Annotated in this window: 19 protein-coding genes; 2 read left to right on the top strand and 17 right to left on the bottom strand. The window is 57.6% G+C overall.

What is annotated here, in order from left to right:
- Window positions 1–175: 175 nt before the first annotated feature.
- The 3 genes from AC559A_RS13635 to nifH all read right to left on the bottom strand — a co-directional run bounded on the left by AC559A_RS13635 (window position 176) and on the right by nifH (window position 1950).
- The gene (locus AC559A_RS13635) at window positions 176–550 is read right to left on the bottom strand and encodes a P-II family nitrogen regulator (protein WP_028571557.1); all 375 of its coding nucleotides are present in this window, start codon (window positions 548–550) and stop codon (window positions 176–178) included.
- Window positions 547–906, bottom strand: coding sequence for a P-II family nitrogen regulator (locus AC559A_RS13640; protein WP_028571558.1), 360 nt, complete (start codon window positions 904–906; stop codon window positions 547–549). Before AC559A_RS13640 ends, AC559A_RS13635 begins: the two co-directional genes overlap by 4 nt.
- Before the next feature lie 219 nt (window positions 907–1125).
- Window positions 1126–1950, bottom strand: coding sequence for a nitrogenase iron protein (gene nifH / locus AC559A_RS13645; protein WP_498818321.1), 825 nt, complete (start codon window positions 1948–1950; stop codon window positions 1126–1128).
- A gap of 426 nt (window positions 1951–2376) precedes the next feature.
- Between nifH and AC559A_RS13650 the strand changes: the two genes are divergently transcribed.
- On the top strand, window positions 2377–3510 hold the full coding sequence (locus AC559A_RS13650; protein ID WP_498818322.1) for a LeuA family protein: 1134 nt from the start codon (window positions 2377–2379) through the stop codon (window positions 3508–3510).
- Here the strand turns inward: AC559A_RS13650 and AC559A_RS13655 are convergent.
- A complete protein-coding gene (locus tag AC559A_RS13655; RefSeq protein WP_498818323.1) occupies window positions 3484–4461 on the bottom strand; it encodes an Rpn family recombination-promoting nuclease/putative transposase in 978 nt (325 codons plus the stop codon). The genes AC559A_RS13650 and AC559A_RS13655 overlap by 27 nt on opposite strands.
- A 143-nt stretch (window positions 4462–4604) precedes the next feature.
- On the opposite strand from AC559A_RS13655, the gene AC559A_RS13660 reads away from it, so the two are divergent.
- The gene (locus AC559A_RS13660) at window positions 4605–4817 is read left to right on the top strand and encodes a hypothetical protein (protein WP_028571560.1); all 213 of its coding nucleotides are present in this window, start codon (window positions 4605–4607) and stop codon (window positions 4815–4817) included.
- 168 nt (window positions 4818–4985) lie between these two features.
- Here the strand turns inward: AC559A_RS13660 and AC559A_RS13665 are convergent, their stop codons facing one another.
- The 13 genes from AC559A_RS13665 to AC559A_RS13725 all read right to left on the bottom strand — a co-directional run bounded on the left by AC559A_RS13665 (window position 4986) and on the right by AC559A_RS13725 (window position 16456).
- Complete coding sequence (locus AC559A_RS13665; protein WP_498818324.1) at window positions 4986–5498, bottom strand: nitroreductase family protein; 513 nt, start codon at window positions 5496–5498, stop codon at window positions 4986–4988.
- Window positions 5499–5597: 99 nt separating this feature from the next.
- Entirely contained in the window at window positions 5598–6791 is a 1194-nt protein-coding gene (locus AC559A_RS13670; RefSeq protein ID WP_051434380.1) for an HD domain-containing phosphohydrolase, read from the bottom strand.
- Window positions 6792–6837: 46 nt separating this feature from the next.
- The gene (locus AC559A_RS13675; RefSeq protein ID WP_498818325.1) at window positions 6838–8469 is read right to left on the bottom strand and encodes a response regulator; all 1632 of its coding nucleotides are present in this window, start codon (window positions 8467–8469) and stop codon (window positions 6838–6840) included.
- A gap of 92 nt (window positions 8470–8561) precedes the next feature.
- Window positions 8562–9803: a response regulator gene (locus AC559A_RS13680; protein ID WP_498818326.1), complete on the bottom strand. Its 1242-nt coding sequence runs from the start codon at window positions 9801–9803 to the stop codon at window positions 8562–8564.
- Window positions 9804–10248: 445 nt separating this feature from the next.
- Window positions 10249–12249, bottom strand: a complete 2001-nt coding sequence (locus tag AC559A_RS13685; protein ID WP_498818327.1) for a heavy metal translocating P-type ATPase — start codon at window positions 12247–12249, stop codon at window positions 10249–10251.
- A gap of 161 nt (window positions 12250–12410) precedes the next feature.
- Window positions 12411–12524, bottom strand: a complete 114-nt coding sequence (locus AC559A_RS13690) for a desulfoferrodoxin FeS4 iron-binding domain-containing protein (protein WP_498818328.1) — start codon at window positions 12522–12524, stop codon at window positions 12411–12413.
- Between the two features lie 139 nt (window positions 12525–12663).
- Window positions 12664–13167, bottom strand: a complete 504-nt coding sequence (locus AC559A_RS13695) for a BON domain-containing protein (RefSeq protein ID WP_498818329.1) — start codon at window positions 13165–13167, stop codon at window positions 12664–12666.
- 552 nt (window positions 13168–13719) lie between these two features.
- Window positions 13720–14292 (bottom strand): tetratricopeptide repeat protein, encoded by a 573-nt coding sequence (locus AC559A_RS13700; protein ID WP_498818330.1) that lies wholly within the window; start codon window positions 14290–14292, stop codon window positions 13720–13722.
- Between the two features lie 4 nt (window positions 14293–14296).
- Window positions 14297–14854, bottom strand: coding sequence for a cysteine peptidase family C39 domain-containing protein (locus AC559A_RS13705; protein WP_498818331.1), 558 nt, complete (start codon window positions 14852–14854; stop codon window positions 14297–14299).
- Entirely contained in the window at window positions 14844–15242 is a 399-nt protein-coding gene (locus AC559A_RS13710) for a PA2779 family protein (protein ID WP_498818332.1), read from the bottom strand. Before AC559A_RS13710 ends, AC559A_RS13705 begins: the two co-directional genes overlap by 11 nt.
- Before the next feature lie 49 nt (window positions 15243–15291).
- Complete coding sequence (locus AC559A_RS13715) at window positions 15292–15501, bottom strand: PLDc N-terminal domain-containing protein (protein ID WP_498818333.1); 210 nt, start codon at window positions 15499–15501, stop codon at window positions 15292–15294.
- Window positions 15502–15541: 40 nt separating this feature from the next.
- Window positions 15542–15724, bottom strand: coding sequence for a DUF1328 domain-containing protein (locus AC559A_RS13720; protein ID WP_498818334.1), 183 nt, complete (start codon window positions 15722–15724; stop codon window positions 15542–15544).
- Window positions 15725–15958: 234 nt separating this feature from the next.
- Window positions 15959–16456: an endonuclease/exonuclease/phosphatase family protein gene (locus tag AC559A_RS13725; protein ID WP_498818351.1), complete on the bottom strand. Its 498-nt coding sequence runs from the start codon at window positions 16454–16456 to the stop codon at window positions 15959–15961.
- Between the last annotated feature and the right edge of the window lie 38 nt (window positions 16457–16494).

The raw sequence follows: 16494 nt of genomic DNA on the forward strand, positions 1-16494 counted from the left end.
TTTCCTCCTGGCAAGGCCAAGCCTGGCTGTCCGTTGAAAAACTCCCAACTGCTGCGTCGCTGCAAAAAGTTCAAACTCTCACGTATGAATAAATACGCTTCAACCTTGAACTTTTCTTGCTCCTTGCACTTGGGGTTTTTGAACGAACAGCAAGATAATTTTTTTCAACACTCAGTTAGTCGATTGACTTGTTCCCTTTCTCCCCGGTGCGCACCCGGACGGAGTCAAAGACCGGACTGACGAAAATCTTCCCGTCGCCGGGCTTGCCGGTCCTGTTCACCTCCATGATCGTCCCGACCACGTCTTCCACCTGATCATCGGTAACGATGACCGAGAAAACGCGCTTGGGATACAATCGTCCCTTTTCCCCCAGCAGCTCGGCAGCCTCTTCATAACCCTTCTCCGCGCCCTTGAGCAGCTCGGAGTTAATCAACCCCTTGCCCCGGCCCTGGGCCTCCAGGGCGAAGAACGCGGGCACGCCGGCTTCAGCCAGGGCTTCCTTGGTCTTGTTGACCATGTTCATCCGGATGACGGCGGTGATCTCCTTCATACCCCGACCCCCTTCAGATCCGCGCCCTCGGTTTCCTTGACTCCGGAGCTGATGGTGTACATCTCCTCCACCGGGCTGAGGAAGATCTTCCCATCGCCGAACGCGCCCTTTTCACCGGTCCGGGCTGCTTCCATGATCGTCTTGACCACGAAGTCCTTGTCTTTCTCGCCGACCACGCTCATCAGCAGGACTTTGGGAATCTCGTCGTAGGTGATCTCCCCGATCTTGATGCCGCGCTGCTTGCCGCGCCCGGCCACGGAAAACTTGGTCACCGCCGGATAACCGGCATCCATCAACGCCTTCAAAACCGCATCCACCCTCTCAGGCCGGACAATCGCTCGAACCATGATCAACATATCGCTTCTCCCTTATTGTTGGTTGAAATGTGGGCAACTCTACAGCAGATTCTGTTTGGCCTCATTCCGATGCTGGATTCCCGCCTTCGCGGGAATGATTTGTTTTTTCGATGCCGTCTCCGAATCAGTCATACCCGCGAAGGCGGGTATCCAGTCCGGTTTTTCACGGATGAGCTGCGTAGATACATATCTGGAATACTTACAACAAAGACCAGGGACCTAGTTGGCGATGCCGTAGTCGATGAGCAACTTTTCCAGTTCGTCGATTTCCATGGGCTTGGGCACGATGAACATGTCGTTGCCGTCGATCTTCCTGGCCAGGGTGCGGTATTCATCGGCCTGGGGATGCTTGGGATCAAAGTCGATGACAGTTTTACGGTTGATCTCCGCGCGCTGGACCATGTTGTCCCGAGGTACGAAATGGATCATCTGCGTTCCCAGACGTTTGGCCAGCTCCACGATCATCTCCCGCTCGTTGTCCACATTGCGGCTGTTGCAGATCAGCCCGCCCAGGCGCACCCCGCCGGCCTCGGCGAATTTCACGATGCCCTTGCAGATGTTGTTGGCCGCGTACATGGCCATCATTTCCCCGGAGACAACGATGTAGATTTCCTGAGCCTTGCCTTCGCGAATGGGCATGGCGAATCCGCCGCAGACCACGTCGCCCAGAACGTCGTAAAAGACGTAGTCCAGGTTCTTGTCTTCCTTGTAGGCCCCGAGCTGTTCCAGCAGATTGATGCTGGTGATGATCCCCCGGCCCGCACAGCCCACGCCCGGCTCCGGCCCCCCGGATTCGGTGCAGACCGTCCCGCCGAATCCGGCCAGGAGGACATCGTCCAGTTCCACGTCCTCGCCCTCTTCGCGCAGAGTGTCCAAAACCGTGCGCTGATGCAGTCCGTGCAGCAGCAACCGGGTGGAGTCCGCCTTGGGGTCGCAGCCCACGATCATCACCTTGCGGCCCATCTCGCCCAGCGCGGCCACCGTGTTCTGCGTCGTGGTGGATTTTCCGATCCCGCCCTTTCCATAAATAGCAACCTTGCGCATACGTTCCTCCCGGAGATTGAGTGTTGAGAATGGAAGGCTTAGGGCAAGGAGCATGCCAGGGGTGGGAGTGAAGCCATCTTGGAAAAATAAAACAAATAATTTTAAGTTATTGCCGGAACATTTCGCCGAAGCGACTGCAAGTTGCCGCTCATGCGGACGCGACAAAGGTGAACGACATTTTTGTCGGAAACTACGGTTTTGCAGGGGGTCGGGGGTCGTGTAGGGCACGGCGCGCCGTGCCCCTGCACGATGGGGGGAATACCGTAGGTGATGGCCGGAGCACGGAATATCGTAGGGGCACGGCGCGCCGTGCCCCTACGGTGTGGCGATGAAACGCAGATCAACGCTCCCTGGCACTGATCGTGCTTGTTCCAGTCGTAGGGCGTGATCACTGCATTGCCCCTGAAACCACGACAAGGACCCCATATGCTTATCGACAGTACCTTACGCGAAGGCGCGCAGATGTTCGGCGTCTATTTCTCGGACGCCCAACGCCGGGACATTCTCTCCGGTTTGATTCGGGCCGGTGTGGACGAGGTGGAGATCGGCTGGGCCGGGCAGGACGGGCTGGAGGATCTGCTCCGGCACGGAAGAAAGGAAGATCCGTCGGAACGGACCAGGCTGACGGTCTGGTCGCCGTTGCGAATGCTGGACCTGGATCGCCTGGCCGCCATGGGCGTCAGGCGCATCCAATTCGGCGTCCCGGTTTCGGACGCCCACATAGAGCACCGTCTTGGCATGGATCGGGCAGGACTATTGCTTCGGCTTCAAAACATCTTGCGCCGAGCAGCGGAACTGGAGATGGCGTTTGTCGGGGTCGGGCTGGAGGACGTATCCCGGGCGGACCGGGATTTCGCTTTGCAGGTCGTTCGGGTGGTCGAGGAATGCGGAGGCAGGCGGATTCGCCTTTCAGACACCGTGGGCCTGCTCACGCCGCTGGAAACCGCTGAACTGGTGCGCTGGTTCGCGGACCGGACCGATCTGGCCATTGGATTTCACGGCCACGACGACTTCGGCATGGCCACGGCCAACGCCATCACGGCCCTGGCCTCAGGGGCCGAAAGCGTGGACGTGTCCGTGCTGGGAATCGGGGAACGGGCCGGGATCGCGGCCCTGGAAGAGGTCGCCGGCCACCTGAACTTCAGGCGAGGGGCTGACTACGATTTGAAGCAGTGCGTTTGTCTGGCTCGAATGGTTGCCGAAGCGGCCGGAGTACCCATGGTCCGGAACAAGGCCATGATTGGCGAAGACGTTTTTGCCTGCGAAACTGGCCTGCACCTGCAAGCCTTGGCCAAAGATCCCAGCCTGTTCGAACCCTTTGCCCCGGAAAAAATCGGTGCGAACAGAAAACTGGGCCTGGGCGGCAAAACCGGAAAAACAGCTGTCCGCCAAGCCGCCCATCGTCAAGGCATCACCGTACCCGGCCACGGAATCGAAAGCCTGACCCACCGCGTCCGCCTTCTTTCTCAGGCTTTGGCCCGGCCGCTGGTTGAGGAAGAATTTCAGACTCTCCTTGCGCTGGATGCAAAAGCCTCATCGTGCCTCTTGACCTGTTCCTGAAACATCCACCGGGTGAAACAGTTGCGGCGGCAGATCAACCGGTTCGTTGTTCCAGATTCTGTTCACCGATGAAATATCCAAGCCTGTAAGTTCCGCGATTATTTCATCGGAAAGATTTCTTTTTTTGGCATTGAGAACAAGGGTGCGCAGGGTCGAGTAACTGCCTTTCTCCATCCCCTTCTCCATCCCGAAACGCTCAATACTCGTCATGTACGGCATTTTCTTATCCTCCTCGAATTTACTGTATTCCATCCAGAATTCTTTTTCCACCCCATCCGGCAGGCGGATCATCCAGTCGATGATGCGGAAGAGTTCCAGGATCGTGTCTTTGACGTAGCCCCGTTCGTACATCAAGCGAACCAGGTGCATCTTCCAGGCCCGGAGTTCATTCGCGGTTTTGCTGGTCTTCGCCTTGATCTGGGCCATGATAACCAGGGAGAAGACGTTATCGCTTTGCTCCAGTTCTTCCCAACGCTCCATCCAGTCCAAAAGTTTGATCACTGGAAATTCGAATTCCACCTTGCAACCCCAGCGATGTCGGCGATAGGTCGACGGCCGGAAACACGGGGACGTATCCGCCAGGACACCCAAGCTGACCACGTCCACCTTGTATTTGTCAAAGATGCGGTAGTTGTAGACGAACATGCGCAGAGAAAAATCCTGGTCCGATTCACCTTGGACCTCCACATGGATCAGGACAAAAATCCGCTGCTTGTCTTTTGTCCTGACCCGGACCAGCTTGTCCGCGTAACGTCGGCCAAGACTTGAGTCCTGGGTGATCTGTTGCAATTCTTTGTCCAGGAATTCAGGAGGATGCGTCCAGTCGATCTCTTGTTGGATCTGCGGGAAGAGCAGGGCCAGGAATTCGGCGAAGCGGAGTTCCAGGATTTCCTTCCAGGGGCTGTCATGGTCCTGGTTTGGCAGGTTTTGGGAGCAGTTTGCATCGATCATCGTGTCTTTCCCGTTGCCGGTTCAGGTTAATGGAGAACATGTTTGCGTTTTGAAATACATGACGCCGTCCCCTAAAGAAACCCCGCTCATGTCCGATAACGCCAAGAAGGCATCGTTATTTAATCAGCCAACAAGGAGGTTTTATGGAACTTGACACAGCAGCGCAAAGTCAAACAGGCATCGCCATGATGGCGCAGACCTTGCAAAACGCAACTATGGGGGCGGATATCGTCACCAAAACCATCAGCGCGGGTAACCAGATCAATGCCGGGGCCGGTGGCGCGCAACAACCCGTTGACACCAGGGCAGTGGCCGAAGCCACCGGGAAGGGATTGAGGATCGACGCAGCAGTCTAACCCAGAGCCGAACCAAAGGCGATGCCGTTTTCGTAAAGCGCGGTGGGCAACGATTTCAAACCGTCGTCAATCTTAAAATACGAACAACGGCGTACGAAATCGGCTTTCCGTCAAAAAAGCCGGCCGGTCACGAACTACCGTGATCGGCCGGTTATTTTTTGGAGACCATCACCACCCGTTCGTATGCACCCGGTCCGCTCTGAAGCGATCCTGGTGCGTGAACTCCTGGGCAGGCCAGCCCAGGGGGACGATGGCATGAGGTTCCACGCCGCCGGGCAGGCCGAGAATCCGGCGGACGGCGTCCATCCGTTCCTGGATCGGAGCGACCCCGGTCCAGACCGTGCCCAGCCCCAGTCCCCTGGCGGCCAGGAGCAGGTTCTGGATCGCCGCGGCCAAATCCTGGACCCAGTAGCCGGGATATTTCTCCAGGGCCAGTTCCGCGCAGACCACGATGCCCACCGGGGCCTGCCGAAGCATGCCCACGTAGGGATGCGTTCGCGACAACTCGTCTCTCAAGGCAGCATCCGTGACCACCACGAAATGCCAGGGCTGGGCGTTGCCCGCGCTGGGGGCGATCATGGCCGCGGCCAGGATTTTTTCCAAATCCGCCTCGCTGACCGGCTTGTCCGGGTCGAATTTGCGGATGCTGCGTCGGGTGTGCAGTGCTTCAAAAACGTCCATGTCCTGTTCCCTCCTTGCAGTATTGTTCAAGATGTACCCGTCCGTACACGTCATGCCGTACAGATCATGCGAGCCCCCAATCGGTTGCAGGAAACGGCTTCAGCACGAATCTTGTTCCTGTTCCCCGCGCTCCTCTACCGGCGGCACCAACACCTTGATCGGTTCGTGCACTCCGCTGATTTCGGCATAGGTCCGCAGCCGGGTGATCAGCACCGTGGAGACTTCCTGACCTTGGGCCACCAGCAGCGTGCCTTTCAAACTCTGAACATCCTCGGTCAAAAGCATCCCGGTTTGGAGCTGATCCACCCGCACCTCTTTCAATTCGTAACCGGATTTCCGACTGAGCACCCTTTCCAGCACATCCAGCACCCGCGGATCGTACCAGCCTTCCCGACCGCGCAGAATACCAAGGGCTTGATCCGTGGACTTGCCGGAATTTCCCAGTTGGTCGAAATCCACTAGGATTTTCAAAATTCGCCCGCCTAGTGGGATGTCAGGTCCGGATTTTCCGCCGATGGGCGCACCCTCTCCGTCATATTTTTTTTCCTGGTAGGCGATCATTTCCCGGACATTTTCCAACCGGGGAATATGGCCCAACAGGTCTGCGGCGATCATCGGATGCATGTCGTAAATATGCTGCATTTCTTCGTCCAAGGTCTCGCCTCGGGTAATGCGCTGAATGGCCATGGTGGGCAGGAGCATGCAGCCGATCTGGGAGAGCAAGGCCGCGTTCTCGATTTCCCAGGTATTGGTCATTCCCAGATGCAAGGCCATCTGGCGGACTAGGCGATGAATCCGGTTGGCCCGGCCAAAAGCATCCGGATTCACCAAGGCCAGCAGTTCAGTGAGCACCTTGATGCTCCCGCTGAGGGTTTGTTCCAGAAGCTGTTTTTCCGCGGTTACCAGCCGATACTGCCGCAGGGCGTCCTCCAGAACCCGCTTCATATGCTGGGCCGAACAGGGCTTGGTCAGAAACCGGAACACGCTGCCTTCGTTCACCGCGGCAATGGAAGATTGAACGTCCGCGTAGCCGGTGAGCATGATCCGGATGGTATCCGGACATATCTCCTTCAATCTGGTCAAAAACTGCACCCCGTCCACTCCGGGCATGCGCATGTCCGAAACCACCACGGCGAACGGTCCCTTGCGGGCGATGATTCCCGCCGCCTCCCTGGCGCTGGTGGCGGTTTCCAGTTCATATTCCTTACGGAAATTGCGCCGGAAAGCGTCCAAGATATTGTGGTCGTCGTCCACGAACAGAATTTTTTCCCGCATGCAGTTTTGATCGGTCATGGCCGTGTTCCTTTACGATTCAAGTGACCGGATAATGGCGTGGATCTCATGCCGAAAACTCCGCAAAGGGGTCGTCCTCCGGAGCGGTGACCGGCAGCCTCAAAACAAATGTCGTGCCGTGCCCCACTTCGGATTCTACGGCAATACTTCCGCCATGGCGCTTGACAATGGCATTATGGACGATCACCAGTCCTTGGCCCGTACCCTTGCCCACGTCCTTGGTGGTGAAAAACGGATCAAACATTTTTGACCTGACGTTATCAGGAATACCGGTACCGGTATCCGAGATTCGGATTTCAATCCACTCTCCGTCAGCGCGGGTGGAGATGGTGATCAATCCCTGTTCTTGGGAGTGTTCTCCGTGGGCCTCAGCGACGGCTTGGGCCGCGTTGGTTACGATGTTCAGGAAGGCTTGGTTCAATTCGCTCAAATAACAAGATATCCGAGGCAGCTCCGGATCCAGGTCCATGTGCATCTCGGCCACGTATTTCCACTCGTTGCGGGAGACCGTGACCGTATCGGACAGGGCCGTGTTGATATCAGCCAGGACCATTTGCTGCCCGCCCGGATGGGCGAAGGATTTCATGGATCGGACAATATGGGCCACTCGTTCCAGACCGCCCAGGGATTGCTCGATGGCCTGGGGCACTTCCCGGAGCAGATACCCGACATCGGCAGCGGCATACCGGTCTTGTGCTCCCTTGACGGCGGCGGCTGAAAAACCGTTTGTCGGCTCGTCGCAAAGAAATTCCCGACAAGCTGAAACCAATGTGCTCAGTTCGTCGAAAGCTTCTTTCAGGAAGCGCATGTTGTCGCTGAGGAACTGGATGGGCGTGTTGATTTCATGGGCCACGCCCGCGGCGAGCTGACCGATGGACTCCAATTTCTGGGCCTGCATCAACTGGCTTTCCAGAAGTCGACGTTCGGTCACTTCTTCGCCCAGCAGGATCAGCCCGCCCATGGCCTGAACAGAGGTGGCGACCAGCGGAGTGATGTTCAGCTTGAGAAAGCCATCGGGGCCGTCAGGCCGTTGGAAGCGCAAATTCTCAACCAATACTCCGGCCATGGACTCGCGACACGTCCGGACGGCCTGGATCACCCGATCATGGTCCCAGGGCAGGGACAGACTCTCAAAGGAACGTCGGTGCACTTCCTCGAATCGAACGCCGAGGCAGTTGGTGGTCACGGAGTTCCAACGTTGAACCAAGCCGTTCTTGTCGATCACGATCAACAAGGACTGAATTGAGGTGAGAATCTGATGCAGTTCCATATGGGACTGCCGGTCATCACGCTCTGCCTGACGCAACCTGAACACGGCCGCGACCCGGGCTAACAACTCTCGCGCCTCCACGGGTTTGACCAGGTAGCCTTCGGCTCCGCATTCTATGCCTTTGGCTTGGCTGTCGGAATCCACATGCTCGGCCGAAAACAGAAAGACGGACGTGGAAGCCAGTGCCCGGTCGCTCTTGATCCGTTTACAGACCTCCACGCCATTGATGTCGGGCAAGACCACGTCCAACAGAACCAGGTCAGGACGATTCTTTTCAGCCAAGCGCAGGGCGTCCATACCGCTGGAGGCTTGACTGACGTCGTAGTCCTGGGAGGCGAGAATGTCCGTGTAATAATTCAGTTGAACAGGCTCGTCGTCCACAATCAAAATGCTTTTCGATTCGTTCATGCTCCACCTCTCAGTCCGCCCCGATCCGGCCAGCGGGTCAACGGAAAATGAACGTGGTCCCTGTGTCCGGCTCGGCTTCAGTTTTCAACCGACTATGCCCGACCATTCTCTGAAGGGTTTGCCTCGTTATCGGCCATGCCGAAAAGCTCCCTGGCTTTTTCCTCCCAGGCCGTGATCCGGTCGCCGAGACCGCAGGCGTCGAGATAGTCCAGGTCAGGTTCTTCGACCTTGCCCGCCGGTCCCTCGGGCTGGATGCCGACGACCAGAGCGTTGGCGGCGTGCAGGGCCGTCAAGGGAATGAACAGGGTCGTCGTGCTCAGAGCGGGCTGGTGGTGGAAAGCGATGGCTTCCACCACCGGGTCGGCCATGCCCCACAAGCCCAACACATAGGCCCCGAGTTGGGCGTGGCTTGCGCCAAGCAGTTCTCGTTCCACGACGGTCAGGGACATGTCCTCGGACGCGACCATTTCCAGCATTTCGTCGTACAAATCCGGACAGTTCACGGCAAAGATCAGTTTGCCCACGTCATGGAGGATTCCGGCCAGAAACGCGTCTTCCTGGACCTCCCGGGGCGTGTTTTCCACGGCGCAGATCCGCTTGGCCAGGGTGGCGGTCATCAGGCTGTGTCGGGAAAGCCGGGCCAGGGAAAAGTGTGGACATTTCTTGGGATTATATTGCGAGAAAACCTGGACGTGCAGCACCAGGGCCTTGACCGTTTCCGTACCCAGCAAATTCACGGCCTGGGCCGGGCTGGTCACCTTGGTGTACATCCCGAAAAAGGAAGAATTAACGAGTTGGAGGATCTTGGCGGACATGCCCACGTCCGTGGCAATGATCTCACCGACCTTCTTCAAGGAACAGCGGGGAGACTGCAATTCTTCCTGAATGGCAAGGTACAGCTTGGGCAGGCTGGGGATTTGCTCCAAGCTGGAGGACAGGCAGGTCAAAGCTTCCTCGGCCAGATAGCGGCGCAGGGCCAGGAGGCGACGGAGCACTGCGATCAACGTTTCCGGGCTGCACGGCTTGCTCAGATACTGATGCACCACCTTGGTGGAGCCCATGATCATCCGCTCGTCCATATGGCCGGACAAGGCCACGCGGGCGGTTTTGGGGAAGCGCTCCTTGACCTCGTTCAGCAACTGAATTCCATCCATGCCCGGCATGCGCATGTCCGAAACCACCACGTCCATGGGCGTGGCGGCCATCACCTCCAAGGCTTCCTTCCCACCGGGCGCGAAATGCAGCTCCCATTCCCGGCTCTGACTGTGCAGCATCCGCCGCAACCCCTGCAATACCTGCGGCTCGTCGTCCACGAACAGAATGTGATATTTCATGGTTGCTCCTTGGCGGGTCTGATCCCGATTTTCGGCTAACCGTTCACCACCTCCTGCACCATGTTCCCGGCTGTGTGTCAATACAGTGCGCCGATTCCTTCACGCGCTCAACCCGGGCAGCTGAGCCTCAAATCGTTCCCACGCTCCGCGTGGGAACGCACTTCCGGACGCTCCGCGTCCACTGAGGCCGCTGGAGCGGCCGCCGGAATGCTCCCACGCAGAGCGTGGGAGCAAGAGGTATGCTTGCACGCTCCCGTTCCACTTCAATCCACATCCATCGCCCAGAGTTTTTGAAAAGTTACGATCGTTCTTGGGTGTCCATTCTCCTTGGTCATTTTTATGGTTCATTCTGACGGCAATCCTGGTTGACATTTTCCGGGTACCCGGCATTCATTTCGGTGCCGAGGTGGAGGGGCGGTTCGCGAACCGCCCCTCCGGCTATAATTTAGATTTTAAAGCGACGCAGCAACTGGGCGTTGACAGCAACGATAACCGTACTTGCGGACATCAGTATCGCGCCCGCGGCCGGAGCGAGAAGGAATCCGGCCCATGCCAGCACTCCCGCTGCCAGGGGAATGGCCACAATGTTGTACCCCGCTGCCAACCACAGGTTCTGGACCATTTTGCGGTTCGTCGCCCGGCTGAGATGCACGATCCGGGAGACGTCGCGAGGATCACTGCGCATCAGGACGATGTCGCCTGCTTCCACCGCCACGTCCGTTCCCGCACCAATGGCGATGCCGACATCCGCTGTCGCCAGGGCCGGGGCGTCGTTCACGCCGTCACCGACCATGGCCACCCGTTTTCCCTGTTGCTGCAGCTCCTTGATTTTCTCAGCCTTGTCCTCCGGCAGGACTTCCGCGAAAACGGTATCAATGCCCAGCTCTTTGGCGACGCTGTCGGCCACGACCTGCGAGTCCCCCGTGAGCATGGCCACGGCGATATGCTCGGCATGCAGGAGCCGCACAGCCTCCCTGGACTCGGTTCGCACGGCGTCCGCCACGGCGAACACGGCCAGAATCTTATCTCCCTCAATCAGGTAGACCACGGCATGCCCATCCTGCTCAAAGCCTTTTGATGCGTTCTTCAATTCTTCCGGTTGCTCCAGCTCGAACTTGCGCAGCAAATTCGGACCGCCGACTTTCAAATTCCGTCCCCCCACCCTGGCTTGAACGCCATGGCCCGGAATGGCCTCGAACTGTTCGGCACCGGATACATCAAGCTCTTTTTCCCGCGCGCTTTCGAGCAAAGCGCGGGCAATGGGATGTTCCGAGTCGTGTTCCACGGCCGCGGCCAGACGCAGGACTTCCTGCTGATCCTGCTGTGCGGCGGCAACGATTTTCACCACGCGATGTTCGCCTCGGGTCAATGTGCCGGTCTTATCGAAGACAACGATGTCCAGCTTCCGCGCCTCCTCCAGGCCGCGTCGATCGCGTACCAGCAGGCCATTTTGCGCCCCCATGGAGGTAGAGATGGCGACAACCAGGGGCACGGCCAAACCAAGGGCATGCGGACAGGCGATGACCAGCACGGTAACCATCCGGGTAATGGAAAAATCCAGGCTTGCTCCGAAGGCCAGCCACACGGCGAATGTCGACACTCCGGCCACGATGGCCACCAAGGTCAGGAAGAACGCGGCTCTGTCGGCAAGGGTCTGCGCCCGGGAACGCGAACTCTGGGCCTGCTCCACCATCTTCATGATTCCGGCCAAGGCCGTTTTCTCTCCAACATTCTCAACCGTAACGCGCAACGAACCATCGCCATTGACCGTCCCGGCGACCACTTTGTCCCCGGATGATTTGCGTACCGGTTTTGATTCTCCGGTGACCATGGCCTCATCCAGCGAACTTTCTCCGCTCTCCACGACACCATCAATCGGGACGCCGGCCCCGGGACGGATCAGGACGAGGTCTCCCTCCCGCAACGCATCAACAGGCACCTCTTCGGTCTGATCTCCGTCCTTGAGCCGCTCCGCCGTATCGGGCAGCAACTTTGCCAGTTCCTTCAAGGCGCCCTGGGCCTGGGAAACCGAGCGCATTTCGATCCAGTGTCCAAGCAACATGATCGTCACCAGCGTGGCCAATTCCCACCATAAGGCATGGCCGGGAAACCCCAACGTCACCGCTGTGCTGTAGAGAAAGGCAACGCAGATGGCCAAGGCGATCAGGGTCATCATGCCCGGCCGACGGTCGGCCAGCTCATGCAGCGCCCCACGGAGAAAGACAAGGCCACCGTAGATGAAAACGATGGTTCCAAAAATAGCCGGTATGTAGCCAGACCCGGGAAATTCAGGCGCGGAATATCGAAACCAGTCCTGAAGCATCGGCTCCCAGATCAATGCGGGAACCGTCAACACCAAACAAACCCAAAATCTGACTCGAAACATTTCCACGCTGTGGCCATGGTGGTCGTCATGACCGGAGTGGCTGTGATTGTTTTCGCTCATATTCTATCCTCTTCATTCATTTTTTCATATTAAACGGCATCGATTGCTTCACAAAATTTCGCTGTAATAATCGTACTACAAAAAAGAACAGCAGAATTACCATGGCAATTCTGCTGTTCGTGGAGTAGGGAAGCAAAGGCAGGCTGCCCTTGCGTGATGTTTTATTGCTTCTTCATCGATTCACCGCAGCAGACCAGTTCACCCTCGCCGCCTTTTTTGACTTCCACAACCATTCCACACTGATCACACTTGTACATTTCATTCGCATTCGTCATGACGTTCCTCCTCTTTTATTGGTGAACAAAAAATTGTTACCGATCATTGTATCTTGAACACATTGGCCGATCACTCCATCCAGCGACGGCCTTCCAACCGAGAGGCCTCCCGACGGGAATACATGCCGGGCGGGAAAGCCTACTCCACCTGAAGATTGGAAACGACCTCGTGGACGCCGTCGGTTTGGAGGGCCAGGGCCGTTGCTCTGCCGATGAGTTCCGGGGACGCGACCGTACCGGAGAGCGTCACCCGGCCTCCTGTCGTTGAAACGGCGATACCGAAGACGGAGAGTTCCTCGTCAGCCGCCAGTTTGGCGTTGATGACCCCGGTAATCCGTGTATCTACAGCCACATCCACTGTGGCCTCGCCAAAATCCCGGGCTTTTCGGCGGATCACCTGGCTGTCCTCGGCCAGCTCCTCTCGGATATCCTCTGCACGCAATTGCAAGGCCTCCAGCCTGGCGTCCCAGGCCTGTCTCGCCTGTTCGCCGGCGTCTTGCAGTGCTTCACCAGCTTCCCGCATTTCCTCCGTGGACCGCTCCTCGGCTTCCTGAAAGGTCGTTACCAAGTTATCGGTGCCCAAATACAACATCACCCCGGCGCCGATAATGACTCCGATCAGCACGGCTATCAGTGTTCTCATTGCGAACCTCCTTTTTTTGTTCAGCATAAGTGACAAGTTTTTCGAGGCAATGAGGTCCTTCATGTATTTTTCCATACTGGATACTGTACATGGCACGGGTTCATCCAGATTTCAGGGCAATCCATGCTCACGACGGCACCGACTTCAAGGTGTTGAACAAGAGAACGTTTTCGAGAAGATACTTGCCGAACAGGAGGCATCTACACGAAATCACGTATGGTCCCAAACCGGGAGACGGTCGAATGGATAGTTGGAGGTACTCGAAACGATCCAACGTCAAATTGTTTCGTCGTGATGTAGTGAAACAGGCATGCGGTGTCGAACAGTCGTGAGGAAAGCGAGATTGGTTCGCTGCCGGGTCATGACACTCCGAGCAATTCCTGATCCAACCTTCGAGGACCACGGGCCCCGAGGCGGCATCGGCGAGACCGTGGTCGGCGCGGTCGCCGGGACCGCATGTCCCGTTCACATGCTGGCGGCACGCCGGAGGAACTGCCGGCTTTCGAGGGCATAGACCGCCACGCTGTCGTGAACACCGTGCCAACGCTGCTGTCAGCGAGATGATGCCGGGCGGCCCGCCGCAAGCTCGTCGGCCAGCTTTTGGACCTGAGGGCGCAACGGATCATCCGGGGTGAGCCGGAGAAGGGCCTTTTCCAGGAGATCCGTTGCTTCTGCGGCCTTACCCAGTTCCGCGAGGATCAACGCCTGGGTGCTGATGAAGGTGATGTTTTCAGGTGCTATGGCACGGGCCCGCTTCGACCATTTCATGGCTTGGCGGGTATCGTTCGCCTGAAGAAGGGCGTAGGCCAGATTGTTCATGGCCTCCGGGTTGTCCGGGTTGCGGCGCAGGGCGCGCCGGTAACTGGTAGAGGCCTCCGCCCATTCGCCCATGGCCGCATGCACATTGCCATGATTGATCAGCGGCTGGTCCCAGCCGCGATCTTTTGCGGAGGCCGCGGCATAGGCCGCAAGCGCCCTGTCCCACTCTCCAGATGCTTCGTAGGACACGCCGAGGTCATTGTGTTCCTCTGCCGTGAGCGGATCGGAGAGCACGGTGATTCGCGGGAGCGAACAGGCTGAGATTGCCAAAAGCAGGCCGCAGAGCAGGATGACGGCAACACGCATGCGATCACTCCAGGTACAGATAAAGGTTGTTCATCCGGCTCCAGCGCTGCTTGAGCGTTTCCGTGGCGATGAATTGATATGCCTCGTGTCCGGTATGGATCAAAAACCCTCCCGGGGCATGGCCGACGAGGACGACGTAGTGTCCGCTGCTGGTCATCGTCCGGCCCATATCCAGGAGCAAAACGACCGGCGATTCGGCAGTCATCCGCTTTTTGAGCAGGTCCAGATCGCCGCTGCCCGTAACCGGGCGCAGGCCGAGTCTCCGGGCGTAATTCTCCATGTCCGGAAGCAGGGTCCTGCCAAGGGCAGGGGTGAAGATTTCCTCGGTAATCGTTTCCAAGGGAAGGGCCCGCCCCTTGTAGGCCAGGATGGACGCCAAGGCGACCGGGCCGCAATCATTCTTCTGGGTTTGGGGTACAAAAGGGACATTCAGTGATGTCCCTGCAGCGGACTGTTCGCTGGTATGGTCCAGCGAAGGCGAAATCCGTGGCTGCAAGCCGCATCCCAACACCAGAAGAACCAGGCTGTGCAGGACAAAAACTGCCCGCAAACTACTGGACAACAATGCGCCGATCGCTCACGCGGAGAATGACCACAACCAGCAGAATGATCACCAGGACTCCGATGGCAGCGCCAATGGCCCCACCGCCGACATCACCGGAAAGCGACGCCAGTTGCTGTACTTGCTGATCGCTCATGGTGTCGAGTTTGGCGACAACCTCGGCCTTGCTCAGGCCATAATCCTGAAGGCGCTGGGAGACAATCTTGTGTTCCAGGGCGCTTTGGATGGTCGCGATTTGGTCGGCGCGCTCGGAAATCATCTCACCGGATGAGAGGCGACTTTGGGCCAGAAACGCCGCGGCATTGGGTGGAAGTAATGAAAAAAAGGAAAATACAGCCAAAACAGCACAACATAATCGAGCGTTGAGAATCCATTTTTGCCACGACATTGCACATAACCTCCAGGTTATAATTGAAACATGCTTTGCGCACTCACGTTCAGCGCATCCTGTATCCAGCCGCTCGCGGCCCGACGAAGAGCCGGATGATTAGCCCGAGCACAGGAAGAAGAAGTATCAAAACGACCCAGGAGACCTTCGATCCGTTGGTCGCAGTGCTCTGGATCGTCTGAATGATGCCCCAGACACAGACGATCAGAATGATCAGTCCGAGGATTCCTCCAACTTCAATTCCCATGTTTTCCCCCATGTGGTGTCAATGGGTTTCGGTTGAACCGCAAACACCGTCGTCATGTCAGCACAAGCAAGAACCGGGTCACCTCGCCAACCTCGGCAGCCACTCGTGTTCCGCCGAATAACAAATTGAGAATCAGCAGGACGATGAACACCACGAACAGCACCTGGGCAATCCAGGATGCCGTGCCCGCAATGCCCGTAAACCCGAGGAGCCCCGCAATAATGGCCACGATCAAAAAAATAAGAGCTCAGCTGAGCATGTTGCCTCCTCTTCCAAGATGTAAAAATAAGAATAAAACATGTTGTCACCTACGAATACGATATACGTTCTCGTTGATCCGAATGACAATACGGGAATATCGGTATTTCCCTGTTCCGGGGACTGTATGCCTGGATGAAATTCCTGCTGACAGATGACAATCGGGCAGGTGTTATCGGATGTCCTGCTGATCTGTGGCAGCATGTTCCGCTCAGCAGGATCTGATCGTAGCGACGACGGGGTAATGGTCCGATGCGACCCGTGCCAACGTGCTCTTATGCACGTGCATCTCCACCAGTCGCTGGTGAGGGGCGACCAGGATGCGGTCCAGGGCCAGCAGGGGGAAGAGCGTGGGAAAGCTCCGCGGCGCCCTGATCTGCATGAACAACCGCATGATCCGTCTGAAGGGAAAACGCAGGGGGATCCATTCGTTGAAATCTCCCATGAGGATGGTCAGCGGCCGGGAAGGCCCCTCGTTCAAAATGTCGAACAGTCGCCGGTGCTGTCGACGCCGCTCGGAACAGCTTAACCCGAAGTGCGTATCAGGACCCGGATCGTCTCTCCCCTTCCCCCCAGGACCACGCCCAGATCCACATCCAGCACCCCTCGGGGTTCCCTGGACGAAACGCTGATGTCGTGCTTGCGGACCTCCCTTACGGGCAATGCGGTGAGCAGGACATTGCCGTAGGCCGCCTGCTCCCTGATCAATGTTTCACCCAGGATCAATTCCATGCCCAGTTCGCCGGC

Source organism: Desulfonatronum zhilinae, from assembly GCF_900182865.1.
Lineage (GTDB): Bacteria > Desulfobacterota > Desulfovibrionia > Desulfovibrionales > Desulfonatronaceae > Desulfonatronum > Desulfonatronum lacustre.

Coding starts and splice junctions, on each gene's coding strand:
- AC559A_RS13685 (WP_498818327.1), bottom strand. CDS start 12,249: ATGAGCGAAAACAATCACAGCCACTCCGGTCATGACGACCACCATGGC.
- AC559A_RS13675 (WP_498818325.1), bottom strand. CDS start 8,469: ATGAACGAATCGAAAAGCATTTTGATTGTGGACGACGAGCCTGTTCAA.
- AC559A_RS13660 (WP_028571560.1), top strand. CDS start 4,605: ATGGAACTTGACACAGCAGCGCAAAGTCAAACAGGCATCGCCATGATG.
- AC559A_RS13640 (WP_028571558.1), bottom strand. CDS start 906: ATGTTGATCATGGTTCGAGCGATTGTCCGGCCTGAGAGGGTGGATGCG.
- AC559A_RS13680 (WP_498818326.1), bottom strand. CDS start 9,803: ATGAAATATCACATTCTGTTCGTGGACGACGAGCCGCAGGTATTGCAG.
- AC559A_RS13715 (WP_498818333.1), bottom strand. CDS start 15,501: ATGGGGGAAAACATGGGAATTGAAGTTGGAGGAATCCTCGGACTGATC.
- AC559A_RS13690 (WP_498818328.1), bottom strand. CDS start 12,524: ATGACGAATGCGAATGAAATGTACAAGTGTGATCAGTGTGGAATGGTT.
- AC559A_RS13695 (WP_498818329.1), bottom strand. CDS start 13,167: ATGAGAACACTGATAGCCGTGCTGATCGGAGTCATTATCGGCGCCGGG.
- AC559A_RS13665 (WP_498818324.1), bottom strand. CDS start 5,498: ATGGACGTTTTTGAAGCACTGCACACCCGACGCAGCATCCGCAAATTC.
- AC559A_RS13655 (WP_498818323.1), bottom strand. CDS start 4,461: ATGATCGATGCAAACTGCTCCCAAAACCTGCCAAACCAGGACCATGAC.
- AC559A_RS13635 (WP_028571557.1), bottom strand. CDS start 550: ATGAAGGAGATCACCGCCGTCATCCGGATGAACATGGTCAACAAGACC.
- AC559A_RS13700 (WP_498818330.1), bottom strand. CDS start 14,292: ATGCGTGTTGCCGTCATCCTGCTCTGCGGCCTGCTTTTGGCAATCTCA.
- AC559A_RS13670 (WP_051434380.1), bottom strand. CDS start 6,791: ATGACCGATCAAAACTGCATGCGGGAAAAAATTCTGTTCGTGGACGAC.
- nifH (WP_498818321.1), bottom strand. CDS start 1,950: ATGCGCAAGGTTGCTATTTATGGAAAGGGCGGGATCGGAAAATCCACC.
- AC559A_RS13710 (WP_498818332.1), bottom strand. CDS start 15,242: ATGTCGTGGCAAAAATGGATTCTCAACGCTCGATTATGTTGTGCTGTT.
- AC559A_RS13650 (WP_498818322.1), top strand. CDS start 2,377: ATGCTTATCGACAGTACCTTACGCGAAGGCGCGCAGATGTTCGGCGTC.